At 72.7% G+C, this 19,398-nt stretch carries 16 protein-coding genes; 5 read left to right on the top strand and 11 right to left on the bottom strand.

Annotated elements, in window-relative coordinates; all coding sequences use genetic code 11:
* The 10 genes from AC1DQF_RS17280 to moeZ all read right to left on the bottom strand — a co-directional run.
* Positions 1–426: sigma-70 family RNA polymerase sigma factor (locus tag AC1DQF_RS17280; RefSeq protein WP_477526459.1), on the bottom strand; the 426-nt coding region annotated here is incomplete at its 3' end.
* Between the two features lie 93 nt (positions 427–519).
* Positions 520–3,759, bottom strand: coding sequence for an ATP-dependent helicase (locus tag AC1DQF_RS17275; RefSeq protein ID WP_477526458.1), 3,240 nt, complete (start codon positions 3,757–3,759; stop codon positions 520–522).
* Positions 3,756–7,025: an ATP-dependent helicase gene (locus AC1DQF_RS17270; RefSeq protein WP_477526457.1), complete on the bottom strand. Its 3,270-nt coding sequence runs from the start codon at positions 7,023–7,025 to the stop codon at positions 3,756–3,758. Before AC1DQF_RS17270 ends, AC1DQF_RS17275 begins: the two co-directional genes overlap by 4 nt.
* Positions 7,026–7,071: 46 nt before the next feature.
* On the bottom strand, positions 7,072–7,740 hold the full coding sequence (locus AC1DQF_RS17265) for a lysophospholipid acyltransferase family protein (RefSeq protein ID WP_477526456.1): 669 nt from the start codon (positions 7,738–7,740) through the stop codon (positions 7,072–7,074).
* Between the two features lie 54 nt (positions 7,741–7,794).
* Complete coding sequence (locus tag AC1DQF_RS17260) at positions 7,795–8,307, bottom strand: hypothetical protein (protein ID WP_477526455.1); 513 nt, start codon at positions 8,305–8,307, stop codon at positions 7,795–7,797.
* Positions 8,304–9,587 (bottom strand): DUF58 domain-containing protein, encoded by a 1,284-nt coding sequence (locus tag AC1DQF_RS17255; RefSeq protein ID WP_477526454.1) that lies wholly within the window; start codon positions 9,585–9,587, stop codon positions 8,304–8,306. Before AC1DQF_RS17255 ends, AC1DQF_RS17260 begins: the two co-directional genes overlap by 4 nt.
* The gene (locus AC1DQF_RS17250) at positions 9,584–10,558 is read right to left on the bottom strand and encodes an AAA family ATPase (protein ID WP_477526453.1); all 975 of its coding nucleotides are present in this window, start codon (positions 10,556–10,558) and stop codon (positions 9,584–9,586) included. The genes AC1DQF_RS17255 and AC1DQF_RS17250 overlap by 4 nt, the downstream gene beginning before the upstream one ends.
* A gap of 4 nt (positions 10,559–10,562) precedes the next feature.
* Positions 10,563–11,009 (bottom strand): hypothetical protein, encoded by a 447-nt coding sequence (locus AC1DQF_RS17245; protein WP_477526452.1) that lies wholly within the window; start codon positions 11,007–11,009, stop codon positions 10,563–10,565.
* Positions 11,006–11,716 carry a DUF4129 domain-containing protein gene (locus AC1DQF_RS17240; protein WP_477526451.1) on the bottom strand — a complete coding sequence of 237 codons (711 nt, stop codon included), beginning with the start codon at positions 11,714–11,716 and terminating at the stop codon, positions 11,006–11,008. The genes AC1DQF_RS17245 and AC1DQF_RS17240 overlap by 4 nt, the downstream gene beginning before the upstream one ends.
* A gap of 140 nt (positions 11,717–11,856) precedes the next feature.
* Positions 11,857–13,056, bottom strand: coding sequence for an adenylyltransferase/sulfurtransferase MoeZ (gene moeZ / locus AC1DQF_RS17235; RefSeq protein WP_477526450.1), 1,200 nt, complete (start codon positions 13,054–13,056; stop codon positions 11,857–11,859).
* Positions 13,057–13,293: 237 nt separating this feature from the next.
* Here moeZ and AC1DQF_RS17230 point away from each other — a divergent pair, with 237 nt between their 5' ends.
* From AC1DQF_RS17230 to AC1DQF_RS17215, 4 genes are all read left to right on the top strand, one after another.
* A complete protein-coding gene (locus tag AC1DQF_RS17230; RefSeq protein ID WP_477526449.1) occupies positions 13,294–15,618 on the top strand; it encodes an immune inhibitor A domain-containing protein in 2,325 nt (774 codons plus the stop codon).
* A gap of 175 nt (positions 15,619–15,793) precedes the next feature.
* Complete coding sequence (locus AC1DQF_RS17225; RefSeq protein WP_056928231.1) at positions 15,794–16,375, top strand: TetR/AcrR family transcriptional regulator; 582 nt, start codon at positions 15,794–15,796, stop codon at positions 16,373–16,375.
* 61 nt (positions 16,376–16,436) lie between these two features.
* On the top strand, positions 16,437–16,655 hold the full coding sequence (locus AC1DQF_RS17220) for a DUF3107 domain-containing protein (protein WP_477526448.1): 219 nt from the start codon (positions 16,437–16,439) through the stop codon (positions 16,653–16,655).
* Positions 16,656–16,819: 164 nt separating this feature from the next.
* Entirely contained in the window at positions 16,820–17,098 is a 279-nt protein-coding gene (locus AC1DQF_RS17215; protein WP_477526447.1) for a GlsB/YeaQ/YmgE family stress response membrane protein, read from the top strand.
* A gap of 99 nt (positions 17,099–17,197) precedes the next feature.
* On the opposite strand, the gene AC1DQF_RS17210 is transcribed toward AC1DQF_RS17215, so the two are convergent.
* Complete coding sequence (locus AC1DQF_RS17210) at positions 17,198–17,923, bottom strand: ferritin-like fold-containing protein (RefSeq protein WP_477526445.1); 726 nt, start codon at positions 17,921–17,923, stop codon at positions 17,198–17,200.
* 197 nt (positions 17,924–18,120) lie between these two features.
* Here AC1DQF_RS17210 and AC1DQF_RS17205 point away from each other — a divergent pair.
* A partial coding sequence (locus tag AC1DQF_RS17205; protein WP_477526444.1) for a DEAD/DEAH box helicase occupies positions 18,121–19,398 on the top strand: 1,278 nt, incomplete at its 3' end.

Here is a 19,398-nt window from a genome sequence, read left to right as displayed (position 1 = left end):
GGTGTCCACGATCGGCGCGACCTCGTCGAAGGGCACCCCGAACAGGTCGTGCAGGACGAAGGCCAACCGCTCCGTGGGCCCCAGCTGGTCCAGCACGACGAGCAGGGCGGCTCCGACCGCGTCGGCGGTGGCTGCCTGCTCGGCGGGGTCCGGCTCGTGCGCGACCGCGCCGTCGGGCACCTCGTCCACGGGGTGCTCCCGGCGCGTGGTGCCCGACTTGAGGGTGTCGAGGCAGATCCGGGACACCACCGTGGTCAACCAGCCGTCGAGGTTGTCGATCGCGTCCGGCTCGCTGCGGTGCAGCCGCAGCCAGGCCTCCTGGACCGCGTCGTCGGCGGCCGCGTGGCCACCCAGCATCCGGGTCGCCACGGCGTGCAGCCGCGGGCGGGCGCGCTCGAACCGCTCCGCCAGCACCTCGTCGTCCATGTCCCCATCCTCCTGCGATCGGCCCTCATCGGCACCCTCACCGGCACTCTCACCGCGTTGACGACGCAGGTCGGGCAGGTGTGACGACCCGAATCAGCCCACGACGATGCGCTCCAGCTCCTCGCGGCCCGGCAGGTCGGCCGGCTCGACCGTCTGGCCCGAGCGGACGTAGTGGAAGACCGCGCGCACGCGCTCGAGGGGAGTGCCGGTGAGCTCGGCCCAGGCCAGCCGGTAGATCGCCAGCTGGAGCGGGTCGGCGGTCGCCGCCTTGTTGGTCTTCCAGTCGACGACGACGAACCCGCGCTCGCCGTCGACGTCGTCGGTGTAGACCGCGTCGATCCGGCCACGGACCACCTGGCCGGCGAGCACCAGGGCGAACGGTGCCTCGACGGCGTGCGGCACCCGGTCGGCGTACGGGCCGGACTCGAAGCGGGCGACGAGCTCGGCGAGGTCGGACTCGTCGTCGATGCCGGCGTCGGCACGGCCCTCGAGCTCGTCGTAAGGGATCAGCTCGGGCTGGCCGAAGCGCGACTCGACCCAGGCGTGGAACCGGGTGCCGAAGCGCGCCGCCGACGACGGCTTGCGCGGCATCGGTCGGGCGAGCTCGCGGGCGAACTGCTGGGGGTCGTCGCGCAACCGGCTGAGGGCGGTGGCGGACAGGCTGGAGGGCAGCTCGACGCGGATCTGGCCGCCGCGATCGGCCCTGGCCTCGGCGAGCAGCCGCTCGATCGCGGCGTCCCAGTCGGCGACCTGGCCGGCGGTGACGACGTCGAGCCCCTCGTCGGGGGCACCGGGGTCGACGGACCGGACCGCCTCCGCGGCGGCCAGGCGCAGCTGGGCCTCGCGACCGATCCCGGTCAACGGCCACGGACGTGCGGGGTCCTCGCCGGCGTAGGGGTGCGGGGCGTCCTTGGCGGGCTTGTCGAGCCAGCCGGCGACCTCCTCGCCCCAACCCGCGATGACGTCGCGCATCGTCTCCTGGAACGGCGAGGGGCCGAACGGGCTCTTGCGGGTGTTGAAGAGGAAGGACGTCACCCACATCTCGTGCTCGGCCCGGGTGAAGGCGACGTAGCCCAACCGGAGCTCCTCGGTGGCCTCGTGGGCCTTGGAGGCGGCGCGGTAGGCGTCCAGGGCCGCCTTGTCGTAGCCCTGGAGCTGCGGGAGGTCCCCCGCGTCACCACGCAGGGGCGCCGGCATCACCGACGGTGACGAGGTCCACAGCGTCCGCCCCCGGGTCGACGGGAAGCGGCTCTCCCCCACCCCGACCAGGAACACCGAGTGCCACTCGAGGCCCTTGGACCGGTGCACGGTCAGCAGCTTGACCGAGTCGGCCTCGCTCGGCGTCGCGGCGTCGAGGCCGTTGCCCTGGTCGTCCTCGGCGGTGAGGTAGGCCAGCAGGGCGGGCAGGCTGACGTCCCCGTCGACGGCCTGGAACTCCGCGACCGCCTTGACGAAGAGGTCGAGGTTGTCGCGCCGGGCCAGGGCCGCCGGGCCCACCGCCGACGCGAGCTCGATGTCGACGCCGGACGTGTCGATGACGCGACGCACGACGTCGAGCAGCGGCTCCGAGACGTGCGAGCGCAGCATCCGCAGCTCGCCGGCGAGCAGGGCGAAGCGGTCGCGGGCCTCGTCGGAGTAGGGCAGGTCGTCGCCCGGGTCCTCCAGCGCGTCGCCGAGGGCGGGCACCTCCGCGGGGTCGATGCCGTCGGCGATCTCGAGGAGCGCCTCGCCGATGTCGACCGCGTCGGGGGCGCGTCCCCTGCCGCCGGACAGCTCGGCCGCCCGCTGGGCGAGCAGGTGCAGGTCGCGGGGCCCGACCGCCCACCGCGGGCCGGTGAGCAGGGTCAGCAGGGACGCGTTGGCGGTGACGTCGTGCATGAGGTGCAGCGTGGCCACGATCTCGGCCACCTCGGGCAGCCGGAGGAGCCCGGAGAGACCGACGATCTCGACCGGCACGTCGGCGCTGGTGAGGGCGTCGAAGACCTCCTCGGCGTGCGCGTTGTCGCGGGTGAGCACGCCCAGCCGCGACCAGTCGCCCGTGCGGGTGTGGGCGTCGCGGACCCGCTCGACCAGGGCCGCCAGCTCCTCGCGGTGGGTCTCGAAGACCTGGGTCTGCACGAGGCCGGGGGCCGCGTCCTCGTCGGCGACCAGCGGCGAGACCTGCGGGAAGGCGTCGTACAACGGCTGGGCCAGCACGTTGGCCAGGTCGAGGATCCGGGTGTCGGAGCGCCGGTTGACGGTCAGCGGGAGCACCGGGACCGCTCCCCCGTGGGCGGCGGGGAAGGTGTCCGCGAAGTTGAGGATGTTGGACACCGAGGCACCGCGCCAGCCGTAGATGGCCTGGTTGGGATCGCCCACCGCGGTGACGGCGTGACCCAGCCCGGACTCCTCGTCGGGGCCGGAGAAGAGCCTGGACAGCATGAGCGCCTGGGCGACCGAGGTGTCCTGGTACTCGTCGAGGAGCACCACCCGGAACCTGTCGCGCTCGGCCGCCCCGACGTCGGGCTGCTCGTCGGCGAGCCGCGCACCCAGGGCGATCTGGTCGGAGAAGTCCATGAGGCCCAGGTCGCCCTTGAGTCGACGGTAGCTCTCGACCAGGCCGAGCAGCTCGGCACGACGGTCGATGGCGAAGATCGCCTTGTCGATCTCCCCGAGGTACGTCGCACGGTGCTTGCCCTGCTCCTCGAGCAGCCTCGCGGCGAGGAACCCGGGCCGCTCCGCGGCGTCGAACGCCCGCACCTCGTCGGGCGAGCGCAGGTGTTCGCTGAGGGTGGAGTCGAGGGCCAGGAGGTTCTGGATGGCGGTCTCGGCGTGGTCGGTGAGGTGCTCGACCACGCCGGTGTAGCGATCGACCACCCGGGCGCCGAGCTGGTAGCGGGCGGCGTCCGTGACGACCCGCGTGTCGGGCTCGTGGCCGATGCGCAGGCCGTGCGTGGTCAGCAGGTCGGCGGCGTAGGCGTTGTAGGTCGCCACCGTGGGCTCGAGCACGTCCTCCTCGTCGTCGCGCGGCGCGGAGTCGAGGACTCCCGCAGTGACCAGCGCGGCCCGGATGCGGCTGCGCAGCTCGCCGGCGGCCTTGGTCGTGAAGGTGAGCCCGAGGACCTGGTCGGGTCGCACCTGCCCGGTCACCACGAGGTGGACCACCCGGGCGGCCATCAGTGTCGTCTTGCCCGAGCCGGCACCGGCGATGACCACCGCCGGGGACAGCGGAGCGGTGATGGCGGCCCACTGCTGCGGGCTGGGCGCGAACCGCGTCTGCATGACCCGCTGGAGGTCCTCGGGGGTGTCGATGCGCAGGGCCGGACGCACGGACGGCGTGGTCGTCGCGGTCACAGTGACACCACCGATCCGGCGCCCTTGGCGGGGCACAGCGAGACGTAGGGGCAGTCCTTGCAGTGGTCTCCGGGGATCGCGGGGAACTCCTCACGGCGCAGGTAGCCGGCGGCGGTGGACAGGGCGGCCCGCAGGTCCTCGCGCTCGGGTGACTCGTCGGGCTGCGGGTCCTGGCGTTGCTCGACGGCCGACGGGCTGTCGTCGAGCGCGCCGAGCTGGACCAGGAACGCGCCCCCGGACGCCGCGTCGGGCACGACCTCGTCGACCGCGCCGCGGTCGACGGCGAGCTGGTAGAGCGCGAGCTGGCGGTCCCGCTGGACGGCGGGGCCGGACGGCTTGGTGCGGCCGGTCTTGAGGTCCACCACCACCACCCGTCCGTCGTGGTCGACCTCGAGCCGGTCGACGTAGCCGCCGAGGCGGACCTGCTCGCCGTCGTCGAGCTCGACCACCGTCGCGAACTTGGTCTCCGTGTCGACGAGCCGGCGCGGGTTGGAGTGGTGCCAGGCCAGGAAGCGCGCCAGCGCCGAGCGGACCCGGGCGTGCTCGCGCGCCGCCGCCCACGGGGTGCGGAACTCGAGGCGCTGCCACACGGCGTCCACGTGCTGCATGAGCAGGTCGGCGTCGTCGGGCCCGGCCGCGATGTCACCGGTGCCGACCCGCTCGGCGAGGGCGTGCACGATCTGACCCAGGTTGGCGGACTGGTGCGAGCGGGTGACGCCACCGGCCTCGCGGGACAGGAAGTGCTGGGTCGGGCAGGCCATCAGCCCGGTGAGGGTGCTGGCCGAGAGCGGCACCGGCTGGTCGGCGGCCCGGACCGGGCGCGCGGACAGGCTTGCGGCCCGGGTGCCCCACCAGCTGGCCGGGTCGGCCTGAGGCACCAGCGGCCGGCCGCCGACCGACTCGGTGGCCAGCGCCCTGAGACGTCGGGCCGCCGCCTCGCGGAGCGCCGGCGGGGTGTCGGGATCGGCCAGCTGCTGACGCAGATCGCTCACCAGGCCGGCCATCGACAGCGGTCGACGCGGCCGTCCGCTGTGGCGCACCGGTGGGATCTGCAGCTCGGCGAGGAACCGGGAGGGCTGCTCGCCCTCCTCGTCGGTCGACGCGACCGCGGTGACGACCAGGCGCTGCCGGGCGCGGGTGCAGGCGACGTAGAACAACCTGCGCTCCTCGGTCAGCAGCTCGCGCGTGCTCACCGGGGGCACCAGTCCGTCGGCCCGGATCCGGTCGGCCTGCAGCAGGGTGCTGCGCCGCCGCAGGTCGGGCCAGACGTCCTGCTGGACGTGGGCCACCACGACGAGTCGCCACTCCAGACCCTTGGCTCGGTGGGCGGTGAGCAGGCGCACCGAGGCCCCGCGGACGCCCCGCTCGGCCAGGGTGTCGCCGGGGATCTGCTGCGCGACCAGCGTCGCCAGGAAGTTGGCGATGCCGAGGTGGTCCTTGCGCTCCTCGGCGCGCGCGGCCGCCTCGAAGAGGGCGACGATGGCGTCGAGGTCGCGGTGCGCCCGTCGTGCGGCCGCGCCCCCCGCCTCGACCCCGCGGCGCAGCCGCTCGGGCCACGGCGTGCCGGACCACAGCAGCCACAGGACCTCCTCGGCGGTGTCGCCGTCGGCCTGGGCCGCCCGCCCGCTCCACACCAGGGCGACGAAGGCCCGCGCGCGGGTGACCTCCGGTCCCTCGAGGCCGTCGAGGAAGCCCGGATCGACGAGCACCTGCCGCACCAGGTCGCGCGAGCGTCGGGGCGCCCGCTCCTCGGTCTTGGCCACGGCCTTCTCCCGGGCCCGCAACAGGCGTCCCAGTCGCCGCAGCTGCCCCGCGTCGAGCCCCGACAGCGGGCCCAGGAGCATGGCCTCGGCCCGCGCCGGGTCGATGAAGTCGACGTGGTCGGGGTCGTCGTTGTCGAGGTTGAGGATCGCCCGCAAGGCGTCGAGCAGCGGCAGCGCGGCCGGGTCGCGCACGAGGGGGACGTCGTCGCCGGCGACCTCGACCGGCACGCCGGCCGCCCCCAGCGAGCGGCGCAGGCCGGGTATGGACGTGCGCCCGGAGCGCACCAGCACCGCCATGTCGTCCCAGGCGATGCCGTCCTCGAGGTGGGCCCGCCGCAGCAGGTCGGCCAGGTGCTCGGCCTCGGCCCGCTCGGTGTCGAACGTCAGCACCTCCACCCGACCGTCACCGTGTGCGCCGGACTCGGCCACCGGGTCGGCGAAGTCGGCCCGGGCCGCCTCGGGGATGGTCCCCGGCAGGGCGATGCCCCCGGAGATGCGTCGGGCGGCCAGCAGGAGGCGCGGGCCGAAGCGGCGGGTGGTGCGCAGCGCGACGACCTCGGCCGGCGACCCGCCCGCCGCGGGGAACGTGGTGGGGAACTCGAGGATCCCCCGCACCTCGGCGCCCCGGAAGCCGTAGATCGACTGGTGCGGGTCGCCGACCACGGTGAGGTTGCGCCCGTCGCCGGCGATCTCCTGGAGCAGCGCGACCTGGCCCGGGTCGGTGTCCTGGTACTCGTCGACGAAGACGTGGGTGAAGCGGGCCCGGAGCTCGTCGCGGTGGTCGCGCGCCACCGCCGTGGCCCGCCGGATCAGGTCGGAGTAGTCGAGGGCGCTCTGGGCGTCGAGGTTGTCGAGGTACTGACCCATGAAGAGCCCGGCCGCGACCAGCTCGGGGGCGTCCTCGGCGCGGCCCAGCGCGAGAAGGCCGCGGTCGTCGAGACCGTTGTCGCGGGCCCGGCCGAGCACCGCCTGCACCTCGCGGGCGAACCCGCGGGTGCCGACCGCCCGGGCCAGGGACTCGGGCCAGGCCACCGACTCGGGGTGGTCGGTCAGCAGCTCACGCATCACCACGTCGGCCTCGGGGGCCGAGAGGAGGCGCAGCGGTCCGTCGTAGACCCCGGCCGGCGTGTAGGAGCGGATCAGGCCGTAGGCGAAGGAGTGGAAGGTCGAGCTCAGCGTCGTGGTGCTGGTGCGGCCGAGCCGGGCCGTGACCCGGTCGCGCAGCTGCTCGGCGGCCTTGCGGGAGAAGGTGAGCGCGAGCACCTCGTCGGGGCTCGCCCCCCGCTGCTCGATGCGGTCGACGATGGCCTCGACCAGCGTGGTCGTCTTGCCGGTGCCGGGGCCCGCGAGGACCAGCATCGGTCCCCCGGGGTGGTCGACCACCCGCTGCTGGTGCGGGTCGAGGCGCGGGCCGACGACCTGACCGGGCTCGCTGCGCACGAGCCGGTATCCGGGGCGCGGGAGCTGCTGGCCGTCGTGCTTGCCACGGTGCGGGGAGGTCACGGGACGACCCAACCAGACGGCACCGACAGCCGATGGTGGACGGGGGTCACACGGGAGCGGGGCGCTCGTTGTAGACCCCCGCCTCCTCCTGGCCGGACAGCTGACCGATGGCCGCCATCACCCGATCGGTCAGGTCGCGGCGCGCCCGGCCCGAGGGCACGTCGTCGTACTCCCCCGCGACCTCGATCGGCGGCCCGAAGCGCACCGTCACCGACGCGAGCCGCGGCAGCCTGGATCCGACCGGCTGGATGTCCTGGGTGCCGCTCAGCGCGACGGGCACGACGGGGCACCCGGCCGTGAGCGCGAGGTGGGCGACGCCCGTGCGGCCGCGGTAGAGCCGGCCGTCGCGCGAGCGGGTGCCCTCGGGGTAGATGCCGAAGGCCTCGCCGCGGCCCAGCACCTCCAGCGCGGTGTCGAGGCTGGCGATCGCGGCCCTGGTGTCCTCGCGGTCGACGGGCAGCATGCCGAGCCCCTCGAACCACGCACGCTGGAGCGCTCCCCGGACGCCCGTGCCGGTGAAGTAGTCCGACTTGGCCAGGAACACCACGGTGCGAGGTGCGACCACCGGGATCACCACGCTGTCGACGAAGGAGAGGTGGTTGCTGGCCAGGATCACCGCCCCGCTGCGGGGCACGTGCTCGAGACCGGTCACGGTCGGTCGCCAGAGGGCCCTGACCGTGGGCCGCACCACCGTGTGTACCGCGCGATACATCATGGGCCCCATTGTGGCCCCTCCGGCGCTCGTACGGCGCCCGCGCCCGGTCGACGGTCACGCGTCGGTCGGTGCCTCGCGCAGGGCCAGCCCCGCCGCGACGACCAGTGCTGCGACCGTCACGAGCCCGACGGTCCACAGCGTCGGCTGGTCGGGCGCGGCGTCGAGCCCCCGGGCAGCGAGCCAGGCGACGGGCGCGAGGAGCCAGGCCAGCAGGCCGCGGCGTACCCACAGCCACGTCGGCGCACGGTCCACCGGCATGCGGGCCGGACCGTACGACGCCAGCACGCCTGCGACGTGGGCCGCCACCAGCGCTCCGGCCGCGACGAGGACACCGACGTCGAGCGGGTCGTCGACGCGGGCCCCCCACCACGCCACGACGAGCAGCACCACGAGCGGCCCCGCCGGCGACTCGGGCATCGCCGCCCACAGCCCGCCCAGGACCACGAGCAGGACCACGAAGACGACGTGGGGCCGCTGCCCCGCGGCGGCGACCGCGACCAGGGGCAGCACGAGGAGCAGGCCTCGCACGACGAGGGCGGAGCGGCTCCGCTGCCCGACCGGGCTCACCGGGCCCGCACCCGGGGCTGCTGGGCCCGCCGGGCGAGCCGGTGCAGGACGTCGTCGACCGTGCCGGGTCCGCGCCACGGGACGACCGGGCAGCCCAGCGCGGCGAGCCTGCCGAGCAGGTTGTCCCGCTCGACGGCACGCATCCGCCAGGCCAGCGCGGTGCGCGACCGGGGACCGCCCAGCGCGTCGAGGTCGCGCTCGCCGAGGGTGTCGATGACGAGCACCGGCACGCCGCGGGAGGCGAGGCTCGCCGTGGCCGTCACCACCGGGGCATGGAGCATCGGGGAGAGGACGTAGACCACGCAGTCGCCCTGGACGCCGAGGTCGAGGACGGCGTCGTCGCCGACGTGACGGGTCTCGGGGATCACGCGGGCCAGTGTCCCGGTCAACCGGTGCAGGTGCCGGGTGCCGGTGCCGAACCGCACGCGCGCGTCACCCGGGCCGAGGACCCGCAGGCCCACCCGGTCGCCGACCCGCAGGTGGTGCTCGACCAGCGCCGAGGCGGCCCGCACGGTGAGGTCGAGGCTGCTGGCGGTGCCGTGGATCCCGCCGCTGTGCCCGATGTCGCGCAACGCGTCGACCACCACCAGCACGCCGGAGTCCAGCTCGGAGCGGGTCGTGACGACCTGGAGGGAGCCGGTGCGCAGCGACACCGGCCAGTGGATGCGACGCAGGCGGTCACCGGCGGTGAAGGGTCGGATGCCGCTGAACTCGGTGCCGCTGCCGACCCTCCGCGAGCGGTGCGCGCCGACGAGTCCGTCCGGTTGCGGCGCCTCGGCCCGCGAGTCGAAGGCCGCCGCCTGCGGCAGCACCCCCAGGGTGACCGCGGGCAGCTTCACCGGTCCCCAGCGGAAACCGGCCCAGCGACCGGTGAGCGCCACCTGCTCGCTGCCCAGCGAGCGGGGCCCCCACCGGGTGACACCCACCCCGACCTCGGGCACGCCGTCGCGCACCAGGCCGCCGACGGCTCCCCGCAGCGGTGCGAGGACGACGTACGGCGGTCGCTCCATCACGCGGGTGACCTGCTCGACCCCCTCGAGGGGCTCCACGGCGAGGGCGCTCACCGCACCCTGGCCCTCGTGCAACCGCAGCACCCCCAGGTCGGTGGCCGTCCGCGGCGACGTCCGGGGGTGGTTCAGCAGTCCCAGCAGGGCCGGCACCAGGAACGGCGCGGTCAGCACGACCAGCACCGGCGAGCCCAGCGTGACGGCCCCCACCAGGCCGGCGGCGGCCACGGCGCAGGCACGGGCCAGCGCCGGGGTCGCGCGCCATCGGGTCACCGCCGCTCCAGCGTCTGCGGGGTCGGCACGGACGAGAGGACGGAGTCGACGACCTTGGGTCCGGACGCGGAGGTCATCCACAGCTCGGGACGCACGGTGATCCGGTGCCCCAGCACCGCCCGGGCCACGGACTTCACGTCCTCGGGGACCACGTAGTCGCGACCGCGCAGCAGGGCCCAGCCTCGAGCGGCGAGCACGAGCCCCAGGCTCCCGCGTGGGGAGGCGCCGGTCAGGGCCTCCGCGTGGCCACGGGTCGCCGCGGCCAGGGCGACGCAGTAGCGACCCACCGACTCGTCGACCGCGACCCGCTCGACGGCAGCCTGGAGCGCCGCGAGGCCGGTGGCGTCGGTGACCGGGGCCACCACGACCTCCTCCTGCCGGCGGGCCACCCGGCGGGCGACCACGTCGTACTCCTCGTCGGCGGTCGGGTAGCCGAAGTCGACGCGCATCAGGAACCGGTCGAGCTGGGCCTCCGGCAGCGGGTAGGTGCCCTCGTACTCGACCGGGTTGGCGGTCGCGAGCACGTGGAAGGGCCGCGGCAGCATGTGGGTCTCCCCCTCGACGGTCACCTGCCCCTCCTGCATCGCCTCGAGCAGGGCGGCCTGGGTCTTCGGCGGCGTGCGGTTGATCTCGTCGGCCAGCAGCAGCCCGGTGAACAGCGGCCCGCGCCGGAAGGAGAAGTCGCTCGTGCGCTGGTCGAAGACGTAGGAGCCCGTGAGGTCGGCCGGCAGCAGGTCGGGGGTGAACTGGGCGCGGGCGAAGTCCAGCCCGAGCGCCTGCGCGAAGGACCGGGCGGCCAAGGTCTTGCCGAGCCCCGGGAAGTCCTCGATCAGCACGTGCCCCTTGGCGAGGATCGCGGCGAGCACCAGGCTGAGCGCGTGCTGCTTGCCCACCATGGCCTGGCCCACGCGGTCCAGCACCTCGCGCGCCACGCGGGTGGCCTCGGCGGTGGTCAGCTGCTCATGGCTCACGGGGTCAACGGTCACGGAGGGCCTCGATCCTGGTCAGGTAGTGGTCTATCTCCTCCGGCGAGAGCCGGCGGACGGGACCCTGTGCGAGGTCGCGCAGGTCGGGGTCGGTCAACCCGGGATCACGGGTCCGCGCGAGGGCGACCAGACGGTCACGCAGCGCCGGACCCGGATCGCGGGAGTCGAGGTGGCCCTGGAGGATCCGGCTGTACGACGACTCCTCGCCGTCGTCGGGCCGCACGAGGGGTGGTCGGCTGTCGATCCAGTCGGCCGGACGCGTCTCGTTGGCGTCCAGGAGCAGCCACACAAGGGCGGCGACGGCGGTCATCAACAGGGCCCAGCCGAGCAGCCGAGGCCCGAAGTCCAGCAGCGTCAGCACGACCTGTCCGACGGCGATGATCGCGATGAGCAGGCCTGCCCGGGACATCCAGGCGCGGCGCAGGGAGTCGCTCATCGCACCGCCCCGGACCCGGCGCGGATGCGGGCGAGGGCCTCGAGCGCGTCGCGACGGTCCTGCTCGCCGACCTCGTGACCACTGAAGCGGGCCTCTCGGTAGAGCTCGAGCAGTCGCGTCACCGCGGCCYGGTCCACGTCGGCGACGTCGAGCATCCGCAGCGCGAGCTCGGAGGACGTCTCGGCGGGACGACGGCCCAGCCCGGCCCGCTCGGCCTGCACCTCGAACCGGTGCCAGCACTCCACGATCGCGTTGCGTGGCTCGCCCTCCTCGAGCAGCCGGACCTGCTCGGCGCCGTCCTGCGCCATCGCACCGGCGATCCGCCGCCGGTCGTCGAGCGCCTCGAACTCGCCCGTCGCCGCCTCCTCGTGGACGCGGCGCAGCGCCCAGGCGGTGTGCGCGCGGCGTACGAGCAGGAACGCGATGAGCAGCATGCCTGCCAGCGCGACGAGCTGGATCGCGCCTCCCACGACGTTGAGCAGGATCCGGACCCAGGTGGGCGGATCCGACTGCTCGACGTCGTCGCGGGTCGTGCCGGTGGTGTCGACGGGGGCGTCCTCGGTGGACACCGACGACTCGGGACGCTTCTCGGGTCCGTCGCCGGTGAAGACCTGCTGGGGCCCGATGAGTGCCGCCCAGACGGCCAGCACCACGAGCAGGCTCGTGCCGGCGACGGCCAGCGTGGCGACGACGGCGGGCCTCCTCATGGCGATGACCATAGACGGCTCGACCGACGGTGTCCGACGAGACGACCGACGGCCCTGTCCCCCACGAGACAGGACCGCCGGCCCCACACGCCAACGAGGCGTGACCCCGCAGGGTTACGCCTCGCTGGTGGGGTGGAGCGTCAGTACGCCGGCTGGCTGGGGTCGATCTGCGACACCCAGGCCACCACGCCACCGCCGACGTGCACGGCGTCGGCGTAGCCCGCGCCCTTGACGATGGCGAGCGTCTCCGCCGAGCGGACGCCGGACTTGCAGTGCATGACGATCTGCTTGTCGCCGGGCAGGTCGCCGAGCGCGTTGCCGTTGAGGAACTCGCCCTTGGGGATGAGCACCGAGCCGGGGATCCGGTTGATCTCGTACTCGTTGGGCTCGCGCACGTCGATCAGCACGAAGTCGCGCTCGCCGGCCTCGCGCTCCTTGAGCATCTGCTCGAGCGTGCCCACCGAGATCGTCGACCCGGCAGCGGCCTCGGCGGCCTCGTCGGACACCGCGCCGCAGAAGGCGTCGTAGTCGATGAGGTCGGTGACGGTCGGGTTCTCGCCGCAGAGCGCGCAGCCGGGGTCCTTGCGGACCTTCAGCTTGCGGTACTCCATCTCCAGCGCGTCGTAGATCATCAGCTTGCCGGCGATCGGGTCGCCGATGCCGGTGAGCAGCTTGATGGCCTCGTTGACCTGGATGGCGCCGATGCTGGCGCACAGGACGCCGAGCACGCCGCCCTCGGCGCAGCTGGGGACCATGCCCGGCGGCGGCGGCTCCGGGTAGAGGCAGCGGTAGCACGGCAGGTCCTCGCCGAGCATCGGCGCGAAGACCGACGCCTGGCCGTCGAAGCGGTAGATCGAGCCCCACACGTAGGGGATCCCGAGGAAGTACGCCGCATCGTTGACCATGTAGCGGGTCGCGAAGTTGTCGGTGCCGTCGACGATCAGGTCGTAGCCCTCGAAGACGCGCTTGACGTTGTCGTTGTCGAGGCGCTCGTTGTGCACCACGACGTCGACCAGCGGGTTGGTCTCGTTGATGGAGTCGCGCGCCGACTCGGCCTTGGGCCGCCCGACGTCGGACTGGCCGTGGATGATCTGGCGCTGCAGGTTGGACTCGTCGACCTCGTCGAACTCGGCGATGCCGAGGGTGCCGACGCCGGCCGCGGCCAGGTAGAGCAGCGCCGGCGATCCCAGGCCACCCGCGCCGATCACGAGGACCTTGGCGTTCTTGAGGCGTTTCTGGCCGCTCATGCCCACGTCCGGGATGATCAGGTGCCGGCTGTAGCGGCGCACCTCGTCGATGGTGAGCTCGGCGGCAGGCTCGACGAGCGGGGCGAACGACACGGCGTACTCCTAGGGCTTCTCGACACAGTTCTGGCGGGACGTGATCAGAACGCCTCCGTCACCGTCCATGTTCCCCGCGGCCGGGTCGCGGGCCGGTCACGTCCCGGCATCCGGACGATGACGACACCACGGTTCCGCCCGGAGGGGTCTTGTCAGGACGTCTTGCGTGCGTGAGGGTCGGCGGGTTGAAGAAATCCCGTTCCACCTCCCCCCACCAGAATCGGGAAAGGCCACACCTTGAACTCGTTCACCCGACGGCTCCTCACCGGGAGCACCGCCCTCGCGGTCACCGCGACGATGGCGGCGACGGTCACCGGCACCTCGGCGACCGCCGCCTCCGACCGCGGCGATGCCGGTGGCCAGTCCGCCGCGCACCGCTCGGACAACCGTCCCGGGCCGCAGACCAAGAAGCAGGAGCGCCTCAAGAACAAGGCGCTGACCATGTTGCAGAACGGCAGGGCCACGCTCGAGCCCCAGGCCGACGGAGGCTCCGTCGTGGCGCTGGCCGACGGCTCGTACGTCGAGTTCCCGATCGAGAAGGAGGACAAGATCTTCACGATCCTGTCCGAGTTCGGCACGACCGGTTCCGGCAAGCTCGGCACCACCCCCGGCCCTCTGCACAACACCATCCCCGAGCCCGACCGGACCACCGACAACTCCACCTACTGGGTCTCCGACTTCAGCAAGGGCCACTTCGAGGAGATGTTCAACGGCGACGGCGAGTCCTTCAAGAACTACTACTCGCAGCTCTCCTCGGGTCGTTACACCGCGATCAACACGGTGACCGACTGGGTCACGGTGCCCGGCAACGCCTCGACGTACGGCGACAACGCGGTCGAGGACGACGGCGGCTCTTGGGCCTTCATCAACGACTCGGCCGACTCCTGGTACCAGGCGCAGCTCGCCGCCGGCCAGACGCCGGCGCAGATCGACACCTACCTCGCCCAGTTCGACCAGTGGGACCGCTACGACTTCGACGGTGACGGCGACTTCAACGAGGCGGACGGCTACATCGACCACTTCCAGGCCGTGCACGCGGGCGAGGGCGAGGAGGCCGGCGCCGACGAGGACGCCATCTGGTCGCACCGCTGGTACGTCGGCACGGGCTACGGCACCACCGGCCCGGCGGTCGGCACCGCCAACAACCTCGGCGGCGGCGCGCAGATCGGCGGCTCGAAGTACTTCATCGGCGACTACACCGTCGAGCCCGAGAACGGCGGCCTGGGCGTCTTCGCCCACGAGTTCGGCCACGACCTCGGCCTGCCCGACTACTACGACACCGCGGGCGGCGAGAACGGCAGCGCCTTCTGGACGCTGATGTCGTCCGGCTCGTGGCTCAGCCACGGCGTCAGCGCGCCGGCCGGCGAGGAGGGCATCGGCACCGTCCCGGGCCTCATGGGTCCGGAGGAGAAGCTCTTCCTCGGCTGGCTCGACTACTCCGAGGTGGCCGCCGGCCAGAGCGGCACCTACAACCTGGGCCCGTCGCAGCACACCTACGACGGCGCCGACCAGGCGATCAAGGTCGACCTGCCGAACTCCTCGATCACCAATGACTACGCGACGCCGCCCAGCGGCACGCACGCGTGGTGGTCGGGTCGCGGTGACGACCTGTCCAACTCCTTGACCCGCACCGTCCCGGCCTCCTCGTCGGTGACCGTGACGGCGAAGGCGTGGTACGAGATCGAGGCGGGCTACGACTTCCTGTACGCCCAGTACTCCCTCGACAACGGCGCCACCTGGACCAACGTGGGCAGCCCGGTCGACGGCTCGTCGCGCGACACGTGGAAGGGCCTGCGCTACAGCTACAAGGCCGGTGGCCAGGAGTCGCTGTTCCGGTTCCTGTACAAGACCGACGGCGGCGCCAACGAGGCCGGCGCGTTCCTCGACGACATCGCGATCAAGAGCGGTGCGGGCACCGTCACCGACGGCGCCGAGTCCGGCGACAACGGCTGGACGGCCAAGGGCTGGAAGGTCTCGACCGGCTCGGAGACGACCAACGCCGAGCGCTACTACCTCATCGAGAACCGGCAGTACGTGGGCTACGACAAGACCCTGAAGGAGGGCCCGTACCAGTTCTCGAACGGTCTGACGAAGCCCAACTGGGTCGAGTTCTTCCCGTTCCAGGACGGCATGCTCGTCTGGTACGTCGACGCGTCGTACACCGACAACAACGTCTCCGCGCACCCCGGTGCCGGCTACGCGATGGTCGTGGACGCCATGCCCAACTCGCTGACCTACCCCGACGGCACCAGCCCGAGCAACCGCCGCGAGCCGTTCGACGCCACCTTCGGCCTCGACACGGTCGACCCGGTGTGCCTGCACAAGGAGGTCGCGGGCGGCACCAAGAAGGCGCCGACCGTCTCGACGCTCTCCGCGTGCGCCGGAGGCGTGAAGCAGAAGGCCACGTTCGACGACACCGACCCCCTCGCCTACTACGACGCAGCTGCTCCGCAGAACTCCGTCAAGGTGGCAGGCGTCGGCGTCAAGGCCACGGTCACGGCCGACGACGGCGAGTTCCTCACCGTCGCGGTCAGCAACCCGGCGGCCGTCCCGGCTCCCTGAGCCGGACGGCACCACCTCGCACCAATCGCACCACCCGAGCCGGGGCCCCGCGTCGCGCGGGGCCCCGGTCCGCGTCTACCTGCGAGTAGGCTGCGGGCTCATCCATCGTGGGAGGACACATCACGTGAGCGTTGATCGCTTCGACTCGGGAGGGTCCCGGCCGCGAGGCGGCCGGATGCCGCGTCGCGAACGCCGCGCCCAGCTGCTCGAGTCGGCCCTCGAGGTCTTCGTCGCACAGGGCTACCACGCGGCCGCGATGGACGACATCGCCGAGCGCGCCGGCGTCTCCAAGCCGGTGCTCTACCAGCACTTCCCGGGCAAGCTCGAGCTCTACCTCGCGCTGCTCGACACGTCCTGCGACACGATCATCGACAACTGCCGTCAGGCGCTGGCCGCGACGCAGGACAACAAGCGCCGCGTCGAGGCCACGATGGACGTGTTCTACACCTACGTCGCCGCCGACACCGGCGCCTTCCGGCTCGTCTTCGAGTCCGACCTGACCAGCGAGCCGGCCGTGCGCGAGCACGTCGACCGGGTCACCACCGAGTGCGCCACGATGATCGCCGAGGTCATCCACGAGGACACCGGCCTGCCCGACGGGCCCTCGCGCCTGCTCGCCGTCTCCCTGGTGGGAATGGCACAGGTCAGTGCCCGGTTCTGGCTCACCGAGACTGCCGGCATCAGCCAGTCGGACGCGGCGGCCCTCGTCGCCGGGCTCGCCTGGCGCGGGATCCGCGGATACCCCCTGGACCACTGACCTCAGGGCCTGCTGGCTACCGTCACCACACACCCCCGTCGTACACCTGAAGGAGTTCCCCGTGGAGGTCAAGATCGGCGTCGAGCACGCCCCTCGCGAGCTGGTCGTCGAGACCGACGCCAGCCCCGAGGACATCGAGGCACAGCTCGCCGAGGCCATCGCGTCATCCGGCCTGTTCGCGTTCACCGACACCCGTGGGCGCCGCATCGCGGTGCCCGGAAGCAAGATCGCGTACGTCGAGATCGGCGGCGGTGTCGCCGGCGCCGTCGGCTACCGCTGACCCGCGGCAGCACGGCTGTCCGAGCGGCCTCCGCGACTCGTTCACCCCTGTAGGGGGTCGGTGTTTGATCCCGACCTCCTACAGGACGATGATGCGAAATGTGCCGACATTCTCGTCGGCATTCGACCGCACCATCAGGGTGCGGCATCCGAAAGGCAGAACTCGTGGACATCCTGTGGCTCATCATCGGAGGCGTCGTGATCGRCCTCCTCGGCAAGCTCGTCGCCCCCGGCGACAAGGACAACATCCCGCTGTGGCTCACCGTCCTGTGTGGCATCGGCGGCATCATCCTCGGCTACTACATCTACGCCGCCTTCGGTGGTAACGGATCGAACGGTGTCGACTGGGTCCGCTGGATCGTCGCCATCATCACCTCGGCCGTCCTGGTCGTGGTTGCCTCGACCGTCACCGGTCGCAACACCGGTTCGCGTACGCACGTCTGACGCAGCGCCGACCGGCACAGCACGTCGAAGGGCCCCGCACCGACCGGTGCGGGGCCCTTCGTCACGCGTCGGGTGTCTGTCCCGGCGTCCCGGGACGGCTCAGGAGTCGAGGCCGAGGTCGGCCATCCGCTGGGCGTGGCGCTCGGTGAGCCGGGTGAACATCCGCCCGAGCGCAGCCAGGTCGAGACCGGGGCGGTCCACTCCCCCGGCGAGCAGGGCGCTGAGCGCGTCGCGCTCCGCGGCCACCCGCTGCGCCTGGATGAGCGCCTCCCCCATGAGGCGCCGCCCCCACAGGGCCAGCCGGCCGCCGAGCCGGGGGTCGACCTCGATGCCCGCACGCACGCGCTCGACGACGAACGAGGAGTGCCCGGCGTCGTCGAGGGCGTCGATGATCAGGTCGCGGGTGTCCTCGTCGAGGTAGGCGGCGATCTCGCGGTAGAAGTCCGCGGCCAGGCCGTCGCCGACGTAGGCCTTGATGAGGCCCTCGTACCAATCGGCCGGTGCGGTGTGGCTGTGGAAGGAGTCGAAGCCCGCGCGGAAGGACTCCATCGCCGCGAACGGGTCGGCGCCGAGCGACTCGAGCCGCTCCTGGAGTCGCGACAGGTGCCCGAACTCCGCCGCCGCCATGCTCCCGATCGCGACCTTGTCGGCCAGGGTCGGAGCCAGCTTGGCGTCCTCGGCGAGACGCTCGAAGGCCGACAGCTCGCCGTACGCGATGACGCCCAGGAGCTCGATCACGGCCTGCCGGTAGGCCGGGTCGTGGACCGCCTCACCGAAGGCCCCACCGTCGTCCGGGCCGGCAGGCGCGCCGGAGGATTCAGTCATGTCCGCACCCTAGGGGATACAGTGGCCGCATCGAGCGCCACGCCGGAGCCCGAGTGCAGCTGCGCTCGCAGTGCAGCAGCCCTCGCACCAACCCGGCGGACCGACCCGGTCACTCCCGGCGCCGACGCATGTGCGCGGCAGGCTTTCCTCTTCGGTCCGCCGCTCCCACGGACTCGAATCGACGAAAGCGAACCCGCATGACCACCTTCCGCGAGCTCGGGGTACTTCCCGAGATCTGCGACGCGCTGGAGCGCGCCGGCATCACCACTCCCTTCGCCATCCAGGAGATGACCCTCTCGGTCGCCCTGATGGGCACCGACCTGATCGGCCAGGCCCGCACGGGCACCGGCAAGACCCTCGCCTTCGGCATCCCGGTGCTGCAGCGCAGCGTCACGACCACCGACCCGGCGTACGCCGACCTGCCGCAGGGCAAGCCGCAGGCGCTCATCGTCGCCCCGACCCGTGAGCTCGCGCTCCAGGTCTCCAACGACCTGCACCTGGCCAGCGCCGACCTCGGCCTGCGCGTCCTCACCGTCTACGGCGGTGTCGGCTACGACACCCAGCTCGACACCCTGGCCTCCGGCGTCGACATCGTCGTCGGCACCCCCGGGCGGCTCATCGACCTGGCCAACCGTCGCGCCCTCGACCTCTCGCACGTGCACGCGCTCGTGCTCGACGAGGCCGACGAGATGCTCGACCTCGGCTTCCTCCCCGACGTGGAGCGCCTGCTGAGCATGACGCCGGAGACCCGGCAGACGATGCTCTTCTCGGCCACCATGCCGGCCGCGATCGTCGCGCTGGCCCGCACGCACATGCGGCACCCGATGAACATCCGCGCCGAGTCGTCGTACGAGAACGCGACCGTGCCGGCCACGGCGCAGTTCATCTACCTCGCCCACGACCTCGACAAGCCCGAGATCATCGGCCGGGTCCTGCAGGCCGACGACGCGGAGAAGATGATCGTCTTCACCCGCACCAAGCGCCAGGCTCAGCGGATCGCCGACGACCTGGCCGAGCGCGGCTTCGCCGCCGCCCCGCTGCACGGCGACATGGCGCAGATCGCCCGCGAGAAGGCGCTCGCCAAGTTCCGCGAGGACAAGCTCAAGGTGCTCGTCTGCACCGACGTCGCGGCCCGCGGCATCGACGTCCGCGGGGTCTCGCACGTCGTCAACTACACCTGCCCCGAGGACGACAAGACCTACGTCCACCGCATCGGTCGCACCGGCCGCGCCGGTGCCACCGGCACGGCGATCACGCTGGTCGACTGGCCGGACATCGCCCGCTGGAAGATGATCAACAAGACGCTCGACCTGCCGTTCCCCGAGCCCACCGAGACCTACTCCACCTCCGAGCACCTGTTCCACGACCAGGGCATCCCGGTCGGGACCAAGGGCCGGATCGTCGACGCCGCCCCGGTCGAGCGCAAGCCGCGCGAGGACCGGGCCCCGTCCGGCGACCGCGCGCCGCGTGGGGAC

Source organism: Nocardioides sp. P4_G4, from assembly GCF_056401085.1.
Note: the sequence above shows the minus strand (reverse complement) of the source record. Positions and strands in the feature narration are given on the sequence as shown.